22 protein-coding genes are annotated in these 16,236 nt (G+C 61.4%); 11 read left to right on the top strand and 11 right to left on the bottom strand.

What is annotated here, in order from left to right; all coding sequences use genetic code 11:
- Nucleotides 1-108: 108 nt before the first annotated feature.
- The 5 genes from ACOKS3_RS05110 to ACOKS3_RS05090 are packed head-to-tail and all read right to left on the bottom strand — an operon-like array spanning nt 109 to nt 3,156.
- Nucleotides 109-411 (bottom strand): STAS domain-containing protein, encoded by a 303-nt coding sequence (locus tag ACOKS3_RS05110; RefSeq protein ID WP_103445559.1) that lies wholly within the window; start codon nt 409-411, stop codon nt 109-111.
- Nucleotides 408-1,055, bottom strand: coding sequence for an MlaC/ttg2D family ABC transporter substrate-binding protein (locus tag ACOKS3_RS05105; protein ID WP_103445560.1), 648 nt, complete (start codon nt 1,053-1,055; stop codon nt 408-410). Before ACOKS3_RS05105 ends, ACOKS3_RS05110 begins: the two co-directional genes overlap by 4 nt.
- Before the next feature lie 9 nt (nt 1,056-1,064).
- Nucleotides 1,065-1,550: an outer membrane lipid asymmetry maintenance protein MlaD gene (gene mlaD / locus ACOKS3_RS05100; RefSeq protein ID WP_054885956.1), complete on the bottom strand. Its 486-nt coding sequence runs from the start codon at nt 1,548-1,550 to the stop codon at nt 1,065-1,067.
- Nucleotides 1,550-2,347: a lipid asymmetry maintenance ABC transporter permease subunit MlaE gene (gene mlaE, locus ACOKS3_RS05095; protein WP_054885955.1), complete on the bottom strand. Its 798-nt coding sequence runs from the start codon at nt 2,345-2,347 to the stop codon at nt 1,550-1,552. The genes mlaD and mlaE overlap by 1 nt, the downstream gene beginning before the upstream one ends.
- Nucleotides 2,347-3,156, bottom strand: a complete 810-nt coding sequence (locus ACOKS3_RS05090) for an ATP-binding cassette domain-containing protein (RefSeq protein WP_103445561.1) — start codon at nt 3,154-3,156, stop codon at nt 2,347-2,349. The genes mlaE and ACOKS3_RS05090 overlap by 1 nt, the downstream gene beginning before the upstream one ends.
- A 248-nt stretch (nt 3,157-3,404) precedes the next feature.
- Here ACOKS3_RS05090 and ACOKS3_RS05085 point away from each other — a divergent pair, with 248 nt between their 5' ends.
- The 11 genes from ACOKS3_RS05085 (at nt 3,405) to ACOKS3_RS05035 (ending at nt 10,861) form a co-directional block, all read left to right on the top strand.
- Complete coding sequence (locus ACOKS3_RS05085; RefSeq protein ID WP_103445562.1) at nt 3,405-4,379, top strand: KpsF/GutQ family sugar-phosphate isomerase; 975 nt, start codon at nt 3,405-3,407, stop codon at nt 4,377-4,379.
- A gap of 14 nt (nt 4,380-4,393) precedes the next feature.
- A complete protein-coding gene (locus tag ACOKS3_RS05080) occupies nt 4,394-4,918 on the top strand; it encodes a KdsC family phosphatase (RefSeq protein WP_103445563.1) in 525 nt (174 codons plus the stop codon).
- Nucleotides 4,919-4,926: 8 nt separating this feature from the next.
- The gene (gene lptC, locus ACOKS3_RS05075) at nt 4,927-5,499 is read left to right on the top strand and encodes an LPS export ABC transporter periplasmic protein LptC (protein WP_103445564.1); all 573 of its coding nucleotides are present in this window, start codon (nt 4,927-4,929) and stop codon (nt 5,497-5,499) included.
- Complete coding sequence (lptA, locus tag ACOKS3_RS05070) at nt 5,486-6,013, top strand: lipopolysaccharide transport periplasmic protein LptA (RefSeq protein WP_060511296.1); 528 nt, start codon at nt 5,486-5,488, stop codon at nt 6,011-6,013. Before lptC ends, lptA begins: the two co-directional genes overlap by 14 nt.
- Nucleotides 6,014-6,739 carry an LPS export ABC transporter ATP-binding protein gene (gene lptB / locus ACOKS3_RS05065; protein WP_060511298.1) on the top strand — a complete coding sequence of 242 codons (726 nt, stop codon included), beginning with the start codon at nt 6,014-6,016 and terminating at the stop codon, nt 6,737-6,739.
- A gap of 176 nt (nt 6,740-6,915) precedes the next feature.
- The gene (locus tag ACOKS3_RS05060; protein ID WP_103445565.1) at nt 6,916-8,409 is read left to right on the top strand and encodes an RNA polymerase factor sigma-54; all 1,494 of its coding nucleotides are present in this window, start codon (nt 6,916-6,918) and stop codon (nt 8,407-8,409) included.
- A gap of 78 nt (nt 8,410-8,487) precedes the next feature.
- Nucleotides 8,488-8,796 (top strand): ribosome hibernation-promoting factor, HPF/YfiA family, encoded by a 309-nt coding sequence (gene hpf / locus ACOKS3_RS05055; protein ID WP_003255135.1) that lies wholly within the window; start codon nt 8,488-8,490, stop codon nt 8,794-8,796.
- Nucleotides 8,797-8,808: 12 nt separating this feature from the next.
- Nucleotides 8,809-9,273, top strand: coding sequence for a PTS IIA-like nitrogen regulatory protein PtsN (gene ptsN, locus ACOKS3_RS05050; protein WP_103445566.1), 465 nt, complete (start codon nt 8,809-8,811; stop codon nt 9,271-9,273).
- A 2-nt stretch (nt 9,274-9,275) separates the two neighbouring features.
- Nucleotides 9,276-10,130, top strand: coding sequence for an RNase adapter RapZ (gene rapZ, locus ACOKS3_RS05045; RefSeq protein ID WP_103445567.1), 855 nt, complete (start codon nt 9,276-9,278; stop codon nt 10,128-10,130).
- 20 nt (nt 10,131-10,150) lie between these two features.
- Nucleotides 10,151-10,423 (top strand): HPr family phosphocarrier protein, encoded by a 273-nt coding sequence (locus ACOKS3_RS05040; RefSeq protein WP_103445568.1) that lies wholly within the window; start codon nt 10,151-10,153, stop codon nt 10,421-10,423.
- A 117-nt stretch (nt 10,424-10,540) separates the two neighbouring features.
- The gene (locus tag ACOKS3_RS05035; protein ID WP_103445569.1) at nt 10,541-10,861 is read left to right on the top strand and encodes a helix-turn-helix domain-containing protein; all 321 of its coding nucleotides are present in this window, start codon (nt 10,541-10,543) and stop codon (nt 10,859-10,861) included.
- Between the two features lie 30 nt (nt 10,862-10,891).
- Here the strand turns inward: ACOKS3_RS05035 and ACOKS3_RS05030 are convergent, their stop codons facing one another.
- From ACOKS3_RS05030 to pmbA, 6 genes are all read right to left on the bottom strand, one after another.
- Complete coding sequence (locus ACOKS3_RS05030; protein ID WP_103445570.1) at nt 10,892-11,785, bottom strand: ZIP family metal transporter; 894 nt, start codon at nt 11,783-11,785, stop codon at nt 10,892-10,894.
- A gap of 11 nt (nt 11,786-11,796) precedes the next feature.
- Nucleotides 11,797-12,408, bottom strand: coding sequence for a superoxide dismutase (locus tag ACOKS3_RS05025; protein WP_103445571.1), 612 nt, complete (start codon nt 12,406-12,408; stop codon nt 11,797-11,799).
- Between the two features lies 1 nt (nt 12,409).
- Nucleotides 12,410-12,871: a hypothetical protein gene (locus tag ACOKS3_RS05020; RefSeq protein ID WP_103445572.1), complete on the bottom strand. Its 462-nt coding sequence runs from the start codon at nt 12,869-12,871 to the stop codon at nt 12,410-12,412.
- A 30-nt stretch (nt 12,872-12,901) separates the two neighbouring features.
- A complete protein-coding gene (locus tag ACOKS3_RS05015; protein ID WP_103445573.1) occupies nt 12,902-14,278 on the bottom strand; it encodes a class II fumarate hydratase in 1,377 nt (458 codons plus the stop codon).
- On the bottom strand, nt 14,271-14,672 hold the full coding sequence (locus ACOKS3_RS05010; RefSeq protein WP_103445574.1) for a FagA protein: 402 nt from the start codon (nt 14,670-14,672) through the stop codon (nt 14,271-14,273). The genes ACOKS3_RS05015 and ACOKS3_RS05010 overlap by 8 nt, the downstream gene beginning before the upstream one ends.
- A gap of 127 nt (nt 14,673-14,799) precedes the next feature.
- Nucleotides 14,800-16,146, bottom strand: coding sequence for a metalloprotease PmbA (pmbA, locus tag ACOKS3_RS05005; RefSeq protein WP_103445575.1), 1,347 nt, complete (start codon nt 16,144-16,146; stop codon nt 14,800-14,802).
- Nucleotides 16,147-16,236 lie beyond the last annotated feature (90 nt).

Below are 16,236 nucleotides of genomic sequence, written 5' to 3'. Positions count from 1 at the left end.
AATCGGCGCCCGATGCGCACGGGTCGGCCATCATACAAAAAAGCCCCTCGCCTGCGAAGCCCAACGAAAGGGCGCGCGACCGAGGGGCCTCTCATCACTGCCAAGCCATCAGCTTGCCAGCACCTCATCCAGGTCATAGACCCCGGCGATTTCCCGCATGTCGTCGGGCATGCCGCGCACCTCGACGGCCTTGCCGGCTGCCTCGGCGTCACGGATGAACGCCAGCAGCAGCGACAGGCCGACACTGGTGGAGCGCGCCACGGCCGAGCAATCCAGCACCAGACGCGCCTCACGGCAGGCGCCGATCAGCGCCTTGCCCTGCTTGCGCAGGGCCGGCCCGCTGCGGTAATCCAGCTCGCCGACCAGGCACAGCACGCCCGGCTCGGCCATGGTTACAGCGGCCTCACTCATTTGACGGTCTTCTCCGGCGATTCGTCGGCCTTTTCCTTGGCTTTGGCCACTTCGCCGGCCCAGCCGTCGATGGTCTTGTCCAGGTTGTTGCCGTTGCGCTGCATGGCGTCGGCGAACTGGTCACGGAACAGCTTGCCGATGTTGATGCCGTTGACGATGACGTTACGCACCTTCCACTCGCCCCCCAGGTTCTCCAGGGTGTACTGCACCGGGTACACGGCACCATTGTTGCCGGTGACCTTCATGCCTACAGAGGCGCGCTTGCCGTCATCGGCCTTGGCCGGGTCTACGACGATGCCCTGGTTGTTGTACTCCAGCAGCGCGTTACCGTAGAACTGGAACAGGCTGCGCTTGAAGTTTTCCTGGAAGCGCTGCATCTGCTCGGGCGTGGCCTTGCGCGAATACTTGACGGTCATGATGCTCTTGGAAATACCGTCGGCATCGACCACCGGCGCGAGGATCCGGTCAAGGGTGTCGTAGAACGCTTGCGGGTTGGATTTGTACTGCTCCTTGTTGGCCTTGAGCTCACCCAGCAGCTCGGTGGTCGTGCTCTGCACCACGTCGTGCGGCGACTGCGCGGCCAGGGCAAACAGGGGGACGGCCGCCAGCAACACCAGCAGGCCACGTCGCAGGATCGAAATCATGGAAACTCCTTAATTAGCCGGTTGCGCTTCTTTGGGTTCCTTGCCAACGGAGTTGAGCAGGAACTTGCCAATCAGATCTTCCAATACCAGCGCCGACTGAGTGTCATGGATGGTCGAACCGTCTTTGAGCACGTCTTCTTCACCGCCCACGCTGATACCGATGTACTTCTCGCCAAGCAAGCCGGCGGTCAGGATCGAAGCAGTGGAGTCGGTCGGCAGGTTGTTGACCGCCTTGTCCAGCTGCAGGGTCACCCGACCGGTGTAGGAATCACGGTCCAGATCGATGGCGGTGACCTTGCCGATCGTTACACCGGCCATGGTCACTTTAGCTCTGACCGTCAAACCGGCGATATTGTCGAAGTACGCATAAACTTTATAGGTATCGCTGCTCGGGCTGGCCGACAGCCCGCTGACACGCAGGGCCAGCAGCAGCAGTGCCAGGATCCCGGCCAGGAGGAACAGGCCGACACCGATTTCCAGGGTGCGGTTTTGCATCAGAAATCTCCAAACATCAAGGCGGTCAAAATAAAGTCCAGACCCAGTACTGCCAACGAGGCATAGACCACGGTCTTGGTAGTGGCACGGCTGATCCCTTCTGAGGTGGGTTCGCAGTCGTATCCCTGGAATACCGCAATCCAGGTGGTGACGAAGGCGAACACCAGGCTCTTGATCAACCCGTTGAGCACGTCGTCGGTAAAGGAAACGCTGTTCTGCATGTTGCCCCAGAACGAACCTTCGTAAACGCCCAGCCAGTCGACTGCGACCCATGAACCACCCCAGATGCCGACCACGCTGAAGATCAGCGCAAGCAGCGGCAGCGAGATGAAACCGGCCCACAGGCGTGGCGCAACGATGTACTTGAGCGGATCGACGCCGATCATTTCCAGGCTCGACAGCTGTTCGGTGGATTTCATGTTGCCGATTTCGGCGGTCAGCGCAGAACCTGCGCGGCCGGCGAACAGCAACGCAGTGACCACCGGGCCAAGCTCACGCAGCAGGGTCAGGGCAACCATTTGCCCGACCGCCTGCTCGGAACCGTACTTGGTCAGGATGCTGTAGCCCTGCAGGGCCAGCACCATGCCGATGAACACGCCGGAAACGACAATGATCGCCAGCGACAGCACGCCCACCGAGTAAAGCTGCTTGGTCAGCAGCTGGAAACCGCCGCCAATGCCGCCACGGCCGATCAGCGCATGGAACAGGAACAGGCACGAGCGCCCGAGCACGGCCAGCACGTCGATCGCCGAGCGCCCGAGCAGGCGGATACGTTCGAGTAAGGATTTTCTGCGCATCACCGCACTCCCAGCAGATCGGCGCGGTAGTCAGGCGCAGGAAAGTGGAATGGCACCGGGCCGTCCGGGTCGCCTTTCATGAACTGGCGAATGCGCGGATTGTCCGAGCCCATCAGCTCGTCGGGCGTACCCTGGCCCAGCACCTGACCATCACCGACCACATAGATGTAGTCGGCGATACTGGCGGTTTCGGCCAGATCGTGGGAGACCACGATGCTGGTGATGCCCAGGGCATCATTGAGCAGACGGATCAAGCGCACGAGTACACCCATGGCAATCGGGTCCTGGCCGACGAACGGTTCGTCGTACATCAGGATCTGCGGGTCCAGGGCAATTGCCCGGGCCAACGCCACCCGGCGCTTCATGCCGCCGGACAGCTCGTCCGGCATCAGGTCGATGGCACCGCGCAGGCCAACCGCCTGCAGTTTCATCAGCACGATGTCACGGATCATTTCGTCCGAAAGCTGGGTATGCACGCGCAAAGGAAAGGCAACGTTCTCGAACACATCGAGATCGGTGAACAACGCACCGCTCTGGAACAGCACGCCCATCTGCTTGCGTGCATCGAACAGGTCGCTGCGCGAAAGGCTCGGCAGGTTCTGCCCGGCCACCCACACTTCACCGCCCGACGGGCGTAGCTGCGCGCCCATCAGGCGCAACAGCGTGGTCTTGCCGCAACCCGACGGCCCCATGATCCCGGTGACCTTGCCACGCGGAATACGGATGTCGACATTGCTGAAAATGCTGCGCGAACCGCGCTTGAAGGTGACGCCCTTCAACTCGACCGCGTAGGCGCTATCCACACTCATCTAGACTCCTTGCTAGTGCAGCCTCGCACTAATGGACGCCGGCCTTCATCGTGAAGGCACACACACCCTTGGCAGGCCGAATAGCGGCGAACTATAGCACCGCAGACCCTGCGCCCCCAAGGGTATGGAAACAGGTCGTTCAGGCCAACGACAGGCTTTGATGACATTTGAGAGGGCAATCGAAAGGATGAGGCTTTCTCGTATTGCGGCTATAATCGCCGCCTTTTAATCAGGCATTGCTTTTCGACATGAGCCAATCCAGCGAGCTGATCCACTCCGCCCAGCGCACCCTGCGCCTGGAACTCGAGGCCGTAGAAGGCCTGGTGGCCCGCATCGACGCCAATTTCGTCAAGGCCTGCGAACTGATCCTGGCGAGCAAGGGTCGGGTCGTGGTGGTCGGCATGGGCAAATCGGGGCATATCGGCAACAAGATCGCCGCCACCCTGGCCAGTACCGGCACGCCAGCGTTCTTCGTACATCCGGCTGAAGCCAGCCATGGCGACATGGGCATGATCACCCGTGATGACGTCATTCTGGCCCTGTCCAACTCCGGCAGCACCGCCGAGATCATTACCCTGCTGCCGCTGATCAAGCGCCTGGGGATCCAGTTGATCAGCCTGACCGGCAACCCGGACTCGCCCCTGGCCCAGGCCGCCGAGGTCAACCTCGACGCCAGCGTCACCCAGGAAGCCTGCCCGCTGAACCTGGCCCCGACCTCTTCCACTACCGCGGCACTGGTACTGGGTGATGCGCTGGCCATCGCCCTGCTCGAAGCCCGTGGCTTCACCGCCGAAGACTTCGCCTTCTCGCACCCTGGTGGTGCCTTGGGCCGCCGCCTGCTGCTGAAAGTCGAGAATGTCATGCACGCCGGTGACGAATTGCCCCAGGTGCAGCGCGGCACACTGCTCAAGGACGCGCTCCTTGAAATGTCCCGCAAAGGTTTGGGCATGACCGTGATCGTGGGCGCCGATGGCAAGCTGGCCGGGATCTTCACCGACGGCGACCTGCGCCGCAGCCTGGACCGCAATATCGACGTGCACACCACTCTGATTGACCAAGTGATGACCGTGCACGGCAAGACGGCTCGTGCCGAAATGCTTGCCGCCGAGGCCCTGAAGATCATGGAAGACCACAAAATCAGCGCCCTGGTGGTCGTGGACAAGGACGACCGCCCGACCGGCGCCCTGAACATGCATGACCTGCTGCGCGCCGGCGTGATGTAAAGGAGAACGAATCGATGACCCAAGATCTCATGCAACGCGGCAAGGCGATCAAGCTCGCCGTTTTCGACGTCGATGGCGTGCTGACCGATGGCCGCCTGTATTTCCTTGAAGATGGCAGCGAATTCAAGACCTTCAACACCCTTGATGGCCAGGGCATCAAAATGCTCATGGCCTCGGGCGTTACCACGGCAATCATCAGCGGACGCAAGACCCCAGTGGTAGAACGCCGGGCGAAAAACCTCGGCATCCCCCACCTTTACCAAGGTCGTGAAGACAAATTGGTAGTGCTGGACGGTCTGCTCGCCGAACTGGGCCTAAGCTATGAACAGGTCGCCTACCTGGGCGACGACCTCCCCGACCTGCCGGTAATCCGCCGGGTCGGCCTGGGAATTGCCGTAGCCAACGCCGCACCATTCGTTCGCCAGCACGCCCACGGCGTAACCCAGGCACGCGGCGGCGAAGGTGCTGCACGCGAGTTCTGCGAACTGATCATGCAGGCCCAGGGCACCCTGGACGCTGCCAACGCCAACTACCTGTAAGGTTGCCCATGTTCAGCAAGAAAGCCCGCAACATTGCGTTGCTCGCGGTGATCGCCGCGGTGCTGGCAGCAGTCGGCTACTGGAATGTCAGCCCCGAGAGCTTCCTCGAAAAGCCGGTGGCCCAGGTTGACGAAAGTGCCATCGACTATTACGCGATCAACGCGCACAGCGTGCAGTTCCTGCCCGATGGCAAACTGCAATATGAAATGACTGCCGACAAGGTCGAACACCTCAAGGCCAGCGAGGTCACACTGGTGACCACACCCGACCTGCACATGTACCGCGGCACTCAGTACCCGTGGCACGTGCAGAGCGTGCGCGCCGAGGTCAACCCTGACGGCAGCGAAGTCGAACTGATCGACCAGGTGCGGATTGCCCGCACCGACGAAAAACAGCGCGATACCATCATTACCAGCTCGCGCATGACCGTATTCCCGCAGAAGCAATATGCGCAGACCGAGCAAGCCGTTAGAATCGACGGCGCCGGTGGCACAACCACAGGCAAGGGAATGAAAGCGTATTTGAAAGAAAGCAAGATCGACTTGCTCTCTAACGTAAGAGGACAGTATGAGGCTCGTTAAAACCCTCCCCCTTTTGCTCAGCCTGAGCGCAGCAGCACTGGGAAGCGCGAGCGCCTTCGCCCTGCCGAACGACCGTGACCAGCCTATTCGCATCCAGGCCGACAACGCGCACCTGGACGACAAGCAGGGCGTGGCCACCTACACCGGCGATGTGATCATCACCCAAGGCTCAATGATGATCAAAGGCAATACCGTGACCATGACCCGTGCCGCCAATGGCGACATCGACGTGGTGACCTCGGTGGGCAACCTGGCGTACTTCGAGCAGCAGCAGACCGCGGCCAAGCCCGACAAGATGAAAGGCTGGGCGGTGACCATCCAGTACCAGGCGCAGAAAGACACGGTGATCCTTACCGACCGCGCCAAGGTCGAGAACGAAGGCAACACCACCGAAGGCGAGAAGATCGTCTACAACACCAAGACCCAGGTTGCGACCGCCGGTCGTGGTGGCAACGTGACTCAACCACGTCAGCGCATCGACATGGTGATCCAGCCGAAGAAGAAGGCCGAGTAAATGGCAACCCTCAAAGCCCAGCACCTGGCCAAGAGCTACAAGGGGCGGCAAGTCGTGCGTGATGTCAGCCTGTCGATCGACAGCGGGCAGATCGTCGGCTTGCTCGGCCCCAACGGCGCCGGCAAGACCACCTGCTTCTACATGATCGTGGGGCTGGTCCAGGCAGACCAGGGGCGCGTACTGATCGACAACCTCGATGTCAGTCACCAGCCCATGCACGGCCGAGCCCGCGCCGGTATCGGCTACCTGCCGCAAGAAGCCTCGATCTTCCGCAAGCTGTCGGTGGCCGACAACATCATGGCCATTCTCGAAACCCGCAAGGACATCGATCGCGAAGGCCGGCGCAAGGAACTGGAAAGCCTGCTGCAGGAGTTCCACATCAGCCACATCCGCGACAACCTCGGCATGAGCCTTTCCGGTGGCGAACGCCGCCGCGTCGAAATTGCCCGTGCCCTGGCTACCGCACCGAAGTTCATCTTGCTGGATGAACCGTTTGCCGGTGTCGACCCGATCTCCGTGGGCGACATCAAGCAGATCATCCACCACCTCAAGGCCAAGGGTATCGGTGTCCTGATCACCGACCACAATGTCCGTGAAACCCTGGATATCTGCGAGACCGCCTACATCGTCAACGACGGTCGACTGATCGCCGAAGGCGACGCCGAAACCATCCTGGCCAACGACCTGGTCAAGGAGGTCTACCTGGGCCACGAGTTCCGACTCTGATCCCCGGGACCTGCCTGGAGCACTGGCATTAACGCCCTGTCGGGGCTTAAGTTGTTACAGTGCTCTAGGCAAACGCTACAATTTGAGGCATAAAACTTGCTTAAATTTGGCGCTCCGGCGCCCTCGTGTAGTGGATGGCGCATGCGCGCCGGCGAACAAGGTATTAAGCCCCAGCCATGAAACCATCGCTCGTCCTAAAAATGGGCCAGCAACTGACGATGACCCCGCAGTTGCAACAGGCCATCCGCCTACTTCAGCTCTCCACCTTGGACCTCCAGCAGGAAATCCAGGAAGCGCTGGAGTCCAATCCGATGCTCGAACGCCAGGAAGACGGCGACGACTTCGACAACAGCGACCCGATGGCGGACAACGCCGAAAACAAGCCGGTCGCCGAAGTCCAGGACAACAGCTTCCAGGAAAGCACCACCAGTGCCGAAACCCTGGAAGACGGTGAGTGGAGCGAGCGAATCCCCAACGAGCTTCCAGTCGACACCGCCTGGGAAGATATTTACCAGACCAGCGCCAGCAGCCTGCCGAGCAACGATGACGACGAGTGGGACTTCACCACCCGCACATCGGCCGGCGAAAGCCTGCAGAGCCACTTGCTGTGGCAGCTGAACCTGGCCCCGATGTCCGATACCGACCGCCTGATCGCCATCACCCTGATCGACAGCATCAACGGCCAGGGCTACCTGGAAGACACCCTCGAAGAAATCTGCGAAGGCTTCGACCCGGAGCTGGACATCGAACTCGACGAGGTAGAAGCGGTGCTGCACCGCATCCAGCAGTTCGAGCCGGCCGGTGTCGGCGCCCGCTCCCTGGGCGAGTGCCTGCTGCTGCAATTGCGCCAACTGCCAGCCAGCACGCCCTGGATGAGCGAAGCCAAGCGCCTGGTCACCGACTTCATCGACCTGCTCGGCAGCCGCGACTACAGCCAGCTGATGCGCCGCATGAAGCTCAAGGAAGACGAACTGCGCCAGGTGATCGAGCTGGTACAGAGTCTCAACCCGCGCCCAGGTTCGCAAATCGAGTCGAGCGAACCGGAATACGTGGTGCCCGACGTGATCGTGCGCAAGGACAGCGACCGCTGGCTGGTCGAGCTGAACCAGGAAGCGATCCCGCGCCTGCGGGTCAACCCGCAGTACGCCGGCTTCGTTCGCCGCGCCGATACCAGCGCCGACAACACCTTCATGCGTAACCAGCTGCAAGAGGCACGCTGGTTCATCAAGAGCCTGCAAAGCCGCAACGAAACGCTGATGAAGGTCGCCACGCAGATCGTCGAGCATCAACGCGGCTTCCTCGACCATGGCGACGAAGCGATGAAGCCGCTGGTCCTGCATGACATCGCCGAAGCGGTGGGCATGCACGAGTCGACCATTTCGCGGGTGACCACGCAGAAATACATGCATACCCCGCGTGGCATCTACGAACTGAAATACTTTTTCTCCAGCCACGTCAGCACTGCCGAAGGCGGAGAATGCTCGTCTACGGCGATCCGCGCGATCATCAAGAAACTGGTTGCCGCGGAAAATCAGAAAAAGCCATTGAGTGACAGCAAGATCGCTGGTTTACTGGAGGCACAAGGCATCCAGGTAGCCCGTCGCACCGTCGCCAAGTACCGCGAGTCCCTCGGCATCGCACCGTCGAGCGAGCGCAAGCGACTGATGTAGCCCCTGGATGTGCCACAGCGTTTGTGGGGCAGGTGCAAGACCTGCCTCTTTATGCACGGGCAACAAAGGAGAAGCTGTATGCAAGTCAATATCAGTGGACAGCATGTAGAAGTCACCCAGCCACTGCGCGATTATGTGCTTGAAAAGCTCGCTCGCGTGGAAAGTCACTTCGACAAGATCACCAACGTGCAGGTCATCATGAAAGTCGAGAAGCTGCAGCAGAAGGTCGAGGCGACCCTGCAGATTCCAGGCGGTGAAGTGGTTGCCAACGCGGAACACGAAGACATGTATGCAGCGATCGACGCCTTGGCCGACAAGCTCGACCGCCAACTGAAAAAACACAAGGAAAAACAGCAAAGCCTGCTGCAAGGTGCAGCCGCCCGCTGATCCCTCTCATCCATGATCCGACTTGAAACCATCCTGACCCCCGGCCGTTCCCTGGTGAACGTGCCGGGCGGCAGCAAGAAGCGCGCCCTGGAAAAGGTCGCTAACCTGATTGCCGAGCAAGTACCCGGGCTTGCGATGCAAGACGTCTTCGAAAAGCTCATCGCTCGCGAAAAACTGGGCTCGACCGGCTTTGGCAATGGCATTGCCATTCCCCACTGCCGACTTGAAGGCTGCTCTGCCCCGGTAAGTGCGCTGTTGCACCTGGACGCGCCGATCGACTACGACGCCATCGATGGCGCCCCGGTGGATCTGCTGTTCGTCCTGCTGGTGCCAGAGGCGGCCACCGATGCCCATCTTGAACTGCTGCGCCAGATCGCCAGCATGCTTGATCGCAAGGAGGTCCGCGATAGCCTGCGTGCCGCCGGTAGCAGTGAAGCCCTGTACCAGGTTGTCCTGGACGCCCAGAACGAGCACTGAACATGCGCCTGATCATCGTCAGCGGCCGGTCCGGCTCCGGCAAGAGCACCGCCCTCGATGTACTGGAAGACAACGGTTTCTACGTCATTGACAATCTGCCAGCGGGGCTGCTGCCACAGCTGGCAGAGAACGCGCTGATGAACACCGAGCTTTTGCAGCCAAGGGTGGCGGTCAGTATTGATGCACGCAACTTGCCGAGCCACCTATCACGCTTTCCCGAACTGCTCGAGGAGGCCCGTGCACGCCACATCCAGTGTGACGTGCTTTATCTTGATGCCGACGAGGACACGCTGCTCAAGCGCTTCTCGGAAACCCGCCGTCGCCACCCGCTGACCAATGCCGACCGCTCGCTGGCAGAAGCGATCCGGGTTGAAAGCGAACTGCTGGGGCCAATTGCCGACCTTGCCGACCTGAAAATCGACACCACCAGCCTCAACCTCTACCAGCTGCGCGATTCGATCAAGCTGCGCTTGCTCAATCAGCCTGAGCCCGGCACCGCATTCCTGGTCGAGTCGTTCGGCTTCAAGCGCGGGATGCCGGTCGATGCCGACCTGGTGTTCGACGTACGCTGCCTGCCCAACCCGTACTGGAAACCGGAGCTGCGCGAACATTCCGGCCTGGAGCAGCCAGTCATCGACTACCTCGCCGCACAGCCGGACGTCGAAGAAATGTTCAACGACATTTCCAGCTACCTGCTCAAATGGCTGCCACGCTTTGCTGCCAGCAACCGCGCCTATGTCACCATCGCCATAGGCTGCACAGGCGGCCACCACCGCTCGGTCTACATTACCGAACGCCTCGGCCAGCTGTTGCAGCAATCCCTGAAAAACGTCCAGGTTCGCCACCGCGACCTCTAGCCCACAGGATCCACCGCACGATGCCCGCCCGCGAAATCACCATCATCAACAAGCTGGGCCTGCATGCCCGGGCGGCAGCCAAGTTCGTCGGCGTGGCCGGCAAATACCCCTGCCAGGTCCGCGTCGGCCGCGCACCCGACAAGATGGTGGACGGCAAAAGCATCATGGCGGTGATGATGCTGGCGGCGGGCAAGGGCACCCAGGTGCACCTGCTGACCGAGGGCGAGCAGGACACCGACGCCCTGGAAGCGCTGGTGGCGTTGATCAACAACTACTTCGACGAAGGCGAGTAATCCCTGACCTGTAACATCCCCTGCCAATTGTCAGGGTGAAGTCTTGCGCGATTGCCTTTATACCTATATAGGTATAGATTGAGGTCGCACCTGAAGCTCATTCTCGAGGAGAGAAACATGATTGAGATCGAAGAAAGCAGCGGCAGCGTCTATAGCGACCTTGGCAGTGAAAATGCCAGCGAGATGCTGGTAAAGGCGCATCTCGCCAGCAAGATTTGCAGCATCATCAAGGCCCGTCATATGACCCAGGTGCAAGCATCGGCAGTCCTTGGCCTTCCGCAACCTAAGGTTTCCGACATGATGCGCGGCAAATTTCGCGGTATCAGTGAAACCAAGATGATTGATTGCCTGGCACGGCTCGGCCGCGATGTACAAATCGTGGTGAAAGCCGCTCCTCGCTCCCGGCGTGAAGGTCGGGTGGAAGTTATCTTCGCCTGAACCCACCCAAGGTACCCCGTTCGTCTTCATTCAAGACATTGCCGTATCCATCACCATCATCAAGCAAAAGCCGATGCACAGCCCCAGGCTGGCCAAGCGGTGATTCCCGTTGCTGCGCGACTCGGGAATGATTTCCTGGGTCACCACCAGCAGCATCGCCCCGGCCGCGCAGGCCAGGCCCACCGGCAGCAGCAACTCTGCCATGTTCACCAGCCAGGCACAGATCACCGCAGCCAGTGGCTCGACCAGGCCAGAGGCGGCACCGATCAGGAACGCCTTGAACCGTGGCATTCCCGCGCCTGCCAACACCAGGGCTATCACAAGTCCCTCAGGCACATCCTGCAAGGCGATGCCCATGGCCAGGCTATCAGCGTCGGCCATGCCACCGCCGGCAGACACTCCGATGGCCATGCCTTCGGGAATGTTGTGGGCGATGATGGCAATCACGAACAACCAGATCCTTGCAGCGATCACCGGCTGATTTTCGGTGCCTACCAGCACTTCCGGTGAAGCACCGGAAACCTTGAGGTCGACCAGAAACAGGCACAGGGCGCCGAGCATCAGGCCGAAGCTGATCAAGCCTCCGGCGCCCCAAGGGCTGAAACCGACGGCCTGGGCGGCATCCAGCCCAGGGATGATCAGCGAGAACGCCGTGGCCGCCAGCATCACCCCCGCCCCGAAGCCCAGCAAGGTATCGGCCAAGGCCACCGGCATGTTGCGAATCACCAGCACCGGTACTGCGCCCAGCGCCGTACCCAATGCGCACAGTACGCCCCCCTCCAGGGCACGCAACATGCGCGGTTCCAGGTCCAGCCAGGCAATGCCACGGGCCAGCAGCAGCGCTGTGCCGGCCAGCAGGAGCAAGGTTCCCAGCGCTAACCGGAACAGGCGCACACTGCTGACAGACATCACCTCAGAGTGCATACCGGTCCGACTCAATTCAGGGCTTCGTGATAGCGGCGAGCCACTTCCGCCCAGCCGATCACGTTGTAGAAAGCGCCAATGTATTCCGGGCGACGGTTCTGATACTTCAGGTAATAAGCGTGCTCCCACACGTCCAGGCCGAGGATCGGCGTATTGCCGTGCATCAGCGGGCTATCCTGGTTGCCGCTGCTTTCCACCACCAGCTTGTTCTGCGGGGTGACGCTGAGCCACGCCCAACCGCTACCGAAACGGGTCAGCGCCGCCTTGGTGAAAGCCTCCTTGAATGCTTCGAAGCCACCCAGCTCTGCTTCGATGGCCGTGGCCAGCGGGCCTTGTGGCTGACCACCGCCCTTGGGCGACATGACCGTCCAGAACAGGCTGTGGTTGGCGTGGCCGCCACCGTGATTGATGACTGCACCGCGCAGGTTCTCAGGCAGTTGCTTGACCGCACCGACCAGTTTCTCGACCGGCCATTCGGCCCACTCGGAGCCCTCGATGGCAGCGTTCAGGCCATTGACGTAGGTCTGGTGATGCTTGGTGTGGTGGATTTCCATGGTTTGCGCGTCGATGTGTGGTTCCAGTGCATCGTAGGCGTAAGTCAGTGCGGGCAGGGTATGCGGCATATCAATGGATTCCGTAGGCAGGGGTTCTGGGCACCAGGTTCGGCGCGGTAGTGAGCTCACTGGCCTCGGCGCCTTGTCGATTGAGCAGGCGCTCGGTACGCGGGTACTGGCCGTACTCGGCAATGAAATTCAGCAATTCGGTGTAAGTGCGGCCGCTGTGGCGCAGCGCAGCATTACGCAACGCATGCGGCAAGCGGGCTTCCTTGCTGGCCTGGAGCAATCGCTGATGCGCGGCGCACAGGTAGTCGGCGCTCTCGTGCGGCTGGTTCAGGCGCAGGTGCAGGTCGGCCAGGTTGTGATGGGCGATGACCAGGGCGGCCACCGCCTCATCGACGTCATGCCAGCGCTCGAACAGCACCTGAGCCAGGGCCAGTGCTTGCAGGTAGTGCTCCCGGGCGTCGACCAGCTCGCCCTGTTCGAACAGGCGGTTGGCCGTCTCGGTCGTGCGATTCCAGTGCTGCATGACGATGTTTCCTCTGGGCGCTTGGGCCTGTCAGATGCCACCAGCGGTGAGCTTTTCCGGGTCCAGCAGTGCCTCGAGCTGATCGCGCGACAGGTCGGTGTGCTCCAGAGCCACATCGATGATCGGGCGGCCCTGCTGATAGGCGGTCTTGGCGATTTCGGCGGCCTTGAGGTAGCCGATGATCGGATTCAGCGCCGTGACCAGGATCGGGTTACGCGCCAAGGCTTCCTTGAGCTTGCCCTCGTTGACCTTGAAGCTGGCAATGGCTTTGTCGGCCAACAGGCGGCTGGCGTTGGCCATCAGCTCGATGCTCTCCAGCAGGTTACGGGCGATCACCGGCAGCATCACGTTCAGCTCGAAGTTGCCCGATTGGCCGGCCACAGCGATGGTGGCGTCATTGCCGATCACCTGGGCAGCGACCATGGCAGTGGCTTCCGGGATCACCGGGTTGACCTTGCCCGGCATGATCGAAGAGCCCGGCTGAAGGCCCTGAAGCTCGATTTCACCCAAGCCGGCCAAGGGGCCAGAGTTCATCCAGCGCAGGTCGTTGGCAATCTTCATCAGCGCCACGGCAGTCGTCTTGAGCTGGCCAGACAGCGCCACGGCGGTGTCCTGGGAGCCGATCAGCGCGAACAGGTTATGGCCAGAGGTGAACTCGACCTTGGTGAGACCGCTCAGTTGCCGTGCGAAGCCAGCAGCGAACTGCGGGTGGGCGTTGATCCCGGTGCCCACCGCGGTGCCACCCTGAGCCAGTGCCTGCAGGCTCGGCAGGGTCGCTTCGAGGTGTGTCTTGGCGCCATTGATCTGCGCAGCCCAGCCATCGAGCACCTGGCTCATGCGCACCGGCATGGCATCCATCAGGTGGGTACGGCCAGTCTTCACATACTGATGCACCTGGGCCGACTTGGCCTCGATCACCTGAACGAGGTGGCTCAGCGCAGGCAACAGTTGCTCATGCAGTGCCAGCGCGGCACTGACATGGATGGTGGTGGGGATGATGTCGTTGCTGCTCTGCCCACAGTTGACGTGGTCGTTGGCATTGACCGCTTCACCGAGCACGCTGCTGGCCAGGGTGGCGATCACCTCGTTGGCGTTCATGTTCGAACTGGTACCGGAGCCGGTCTGGAACACATCCACCGGGAAGTGCTGGATGAAATCTTCGGCCAGCAGTTGCTCGACTGCCTTGACGATGGCCTGGCCCTGCCCTGCAGATAGTTGCTCCAGCTCGACGTTGGCCTTGGCCGCAGCGGCCTTGGCCAGCAACAGGGCGCGGATGAACTGGGCCGGCATGCGCTGGCCGCTGATCGGGAAGTTGTCGACCGCGCGCTGGGTCTGGGCGCCATACAATGCCTTGGCAGGTACCTGCAGCTCGCCCATGCTGTCACGCTCGATACGGGTATCACTCATCTTCAGATCCTTGCATCAGTTCATCGGGAGAAATAGACGGCAGCAGCCGGCAGTTGGCCAGCTGCAAGGCATAGGGCTGCCAGCGCTGGTTCTGCCCGCGGCGATCGAGGTTGCGCAGGTCGAGCAGTGGGCGCCAGGCCTGGTCCAGGCAAAGGCAGCGCCAATGCCAGGGCAACATGCGGTCGCAGGCGGTATCCAGCAGCAGACGGAAGGAGGTCAGTGCCACGGTCCATGGCGACGTTTCCGTGCAGCACACCAGGTAACGGCCTTCGGCCAAGTAGTGCTCGATCAGGCGCGGTTCGTCGGGCTCGAGCGCGCAGCGGATGCGCCGACTGAGCCAGCGCCAGTTTTCCAGGTAAGGCAGTTCGCGGAGGACGGATTTCATGAACATCATCGCCGGGCTACTGGAGAATGATATTCATTATTAAGTGATAAACTGAATCACTTCAACTGGGCAATGATGAAAAAAAAACCCGGCGCGAAGGCCGGGTTTCAACATCAGTGTGCATTTCAGGCGAATGTCAGCTGCCTGCGACCGTCATCCGCTCGATCAGCACCGACCCTGTGTGGATATTGCTACGCGTTTCAAGATCACTGCCAATCGCGACAATCTGCTGGAACATGTCCTTCATATTGCCGGCGATGGTCACTTCCTGCACTGCATGCTGGATCTCGCCATTCTCGACCCAGAAGCCCGCAGCGCCGCGCGAGTAATCGCCGGTAACCATGTTCAGACCATGGCCCATCAGCTCGGTCACCAGCAGGCCACGGCCCATGCGCCGGATCAGCGCCGCCTGGTCTTCTACGCCATGGGTGACATACAGATTGTGCACGCCCCCGGCGTTGGCAGTGCTCGGCAAGCCCAGTTTGCGCCCGGAGTAGGTACCCAGCAGGTATGACACCAGCTCGCCTTTGTCGACGAACGGCTTGGCGTAAGTCGCCAGCCCGTCACCGTCGAATGCAGCGCTGCCCAGTGCGCGCGGGATGTGCGGACGCTCGTCGAGGGTCAGCCAGGACGGGAACAGGCGCTGACCGATGGTACCCTCGAGGAACGAAGACTTGCGGTACAGGTTGCCGCCCGAGATGGCCGACAGGAAACTGCCGAACAAGCCACCCGCCAGCTCGGCGGAGAACAGCACGGGGACCTCGCAGGTCGGTACCGGCCGCGCACCGAGGCGGCTGGCGGCGCGCTGGGCGGCGCGCACGCCAATGCTACGCGGGTCGGCCAGCAGATTGCCTTGGCGGTTCACATCGTACCAGTAGTCACGCTGCATCTGGCCTTCGCCTTCGGCGATCATCACGCAGCTGAGGCTGTGCCGGGTCGAGGCGTAGCCACCAATGAAGCCGTGGCTGTTGCCATACACGCGGCAACCCTGGTGAGTATTCAGGGTGGTGCCATCGGCATTGAGGATGCGCTTGTCGGCATCGAATGCCGCCGCCTCGCAGGCCAGCGCCATCTCGATGGCCTTCTCCGGCTCGATGTCCCAGTCGTGATAAAGGTCGAGGTCGGGGATCTCGCGGGCCATCAGCGCGGCATCCGCCAAACCCGAGCATTCGTCCTCGGAGGTATGCTTGGCAATCGCCAATGCGGCGGCCACGGTTTCGCGGATGGCATCCGGGCCACTGGCCGAGGTGCTGGCCGAGCCCTTGCGCTGGCCGACATAGAGGGTGATGCCAAAGCCCTGGTCGCGGTTGAATTCTACCGTCTCGACCTCGCGCTGACGCACCGTGGTGGACAGGCCCTGCTCCAGCGATACCGCCACTTCGCAGGCACTGGCGCCTTGCTTGCGTGCTTGCGCAATGATCGCTTCGACCTGCTCCTGCAACGCTGGCAGGTCCTTGGGGCCTACGCTCTGGACTGCACTCATGGTTTTCTCCACTCAAATTCTGCGTTCGGCGAGGGTCATTCTACGACCGGGCACGGACAAGCGGCCCCCGACTGGTTATCATGGCGGCGA

Source organism: Pseudomonas sp. HS6-2 (assembly GCF_049325675.2).
GTDB classification, from domain to species: Bacteria; Pseudomonadota; Gammaproteobacteria; order Pseudomonadales; family Pseudomonadaceae; genus Aquipseudomonas; species Aquipseudomonas putida_N.
This window is presented reverse-complemented; position numbering and strand designations above follow the sequence as displayed.

Coding starts and splice junctions, on each gene's coding strand:
- ACOKS3_RS05110 (WP_103445559.1), bottom strand. CDS start 411: ATGAGTGAGGCCGCTGTAACCATGGCCGAGCCGGGCGTGCTGTGCCTG.
- ACOKS3_RS05105 (WP_103445560.1), bottom strand. CDS start 1,055: ATGATTTCGATCCTGCGACGTGGCCTGCTGGTGTTGCTGGCGGCCGTC.
- mlaD (WP_054885956.1), bottom strand. CDS start 1,550: ATGCAAAACCGCACCCTGGAAATCGGTGTCGGCCTGTTCCTCCTGGCC.
- mlaE (WP_054885955.1), bottom strand. CDS start 2,347: ATGCGCAGAAAATCCTTACTCGAACGTATCCGCCTGCTCGGGCGCTCG.
- ACOKS3_RS05090 (WP_103445561.1), bottom strand. CDS start 3,156: ATGAGTGTGGATAGCGCCTACGCGGTCGAGTTGAAGGGCGTCACCTTC.
- ACOKS3_RS05085 (WP_103445562.1), top strand. CDS start 3,405: ATGAGCCAATCCAGCGAGCTGATCCACTCCGCCCAGCGCACCCTGCGC.
- ACOKS3_RS05080 (WP_103445563.1), top strand. CDS start 4,394: ATGACCCAAGATCTCATGCAACGCGGCAAGGCGATCAAGCTCGCCGTT.
- lptC (WP_103445564.1), top strand. CDS start 4,927: ATGTTCAGCAAGAAAGCCCGCAACATTGCGTTGCTCGCGGTGATCGCC.
- lptA (WP_060511296.1), top strand. CDS start 5,486: ATGAGGCTCGTTAAAACCCTCCCCCTTTTGCTCAGCCTGAGCGCAGCA.
- lptB (WP_060511298.1), top strand. CDS start 6,014: ATGGCAACCCTCAAAGCCCAGCACCTGGCCAAGAGCTACAAGGGGCGG.
- ACOKS3_RS05060 (WP_103445565.1), top strand. CDS start 6,916: ATGAAACCATCGCTCGTCCTAAAAATGGGCCAGCAACTGACGATGACC.
- hpf (WP_003255135.1), top strand. CDS start 8,488: ATGCAAGTCAATATCAGTGGACAGCATGTAGAAGTCACCCAGCCACTG.
- ptsN (WP_103445566.1), top strand. CDS start 8,809: ATGATCCGACTTGAAACCATCCTGACCCCCGGCCGTTCCCTGGTGAAC.
- rapZ (WP_103445567.1), top strand. CDS start 9,276: ATGCGCCTGATCATCGTCAGCGGCCGGTCCGGCTCCGGCAAGAGCACC.
- ACOKS3_RS05040 (WP_103445568.1), top strand. CDS start 10,151: ATGCCCGCCCGCGAAATCACCATCATCAACAAGCTGGGCCTGCATGCC.
- ACOKS3_RS05035 (WP_103445569.1), top strand. CDS start 10,541: ATGATTGAGATCGAAGAAAGCAGCGGCAGCGTCTATAGCGACCTTGGC.
- ACOKS3_RS05030 (WP_103445570.1), bottom strand. CDS start 11,785: ATGCACTCTGAGGTGATGTCTGTCAGCAGTGTGCGCCTGTTCCGGTTA.
- ACOKS3_RS05025 (WP_103445571.1), bottom strand. CDS start 12,408: ATGCCGCATACCCTGCCCGCACTGACTTACGCCTACGATGCACTGGAA.
- ACOKS3_RS05020 (WP_103445572.1), bottom strand. CDS start 12,871: ATGCAGCACTGGAATCGCACGACCGAGACGGCCAACCGCCTGTTCGAA.
- ACOKS3_RS05015 (WP_103445573.1), bottom strand. CDS start 14,278: ATGAGTGATACCCGTATCGAGCGTGACAGCATGGGCGAGCTGCAGGTA.
- ACOKS3_RS05010 (WP_103445574.1), bottom strand. CDS start 14,672: ATGATGTTCATGAAATCCGTCCTCCGCGAACTGCCTTACCTGGAAAAC.
- pmbA (WP_103445575.1), bottom strand. CDS start 16,146: ATGAGTGCAGTCCAGAGCGTAGGCCCCAAGGACCTGCCAGCGTTGCAG.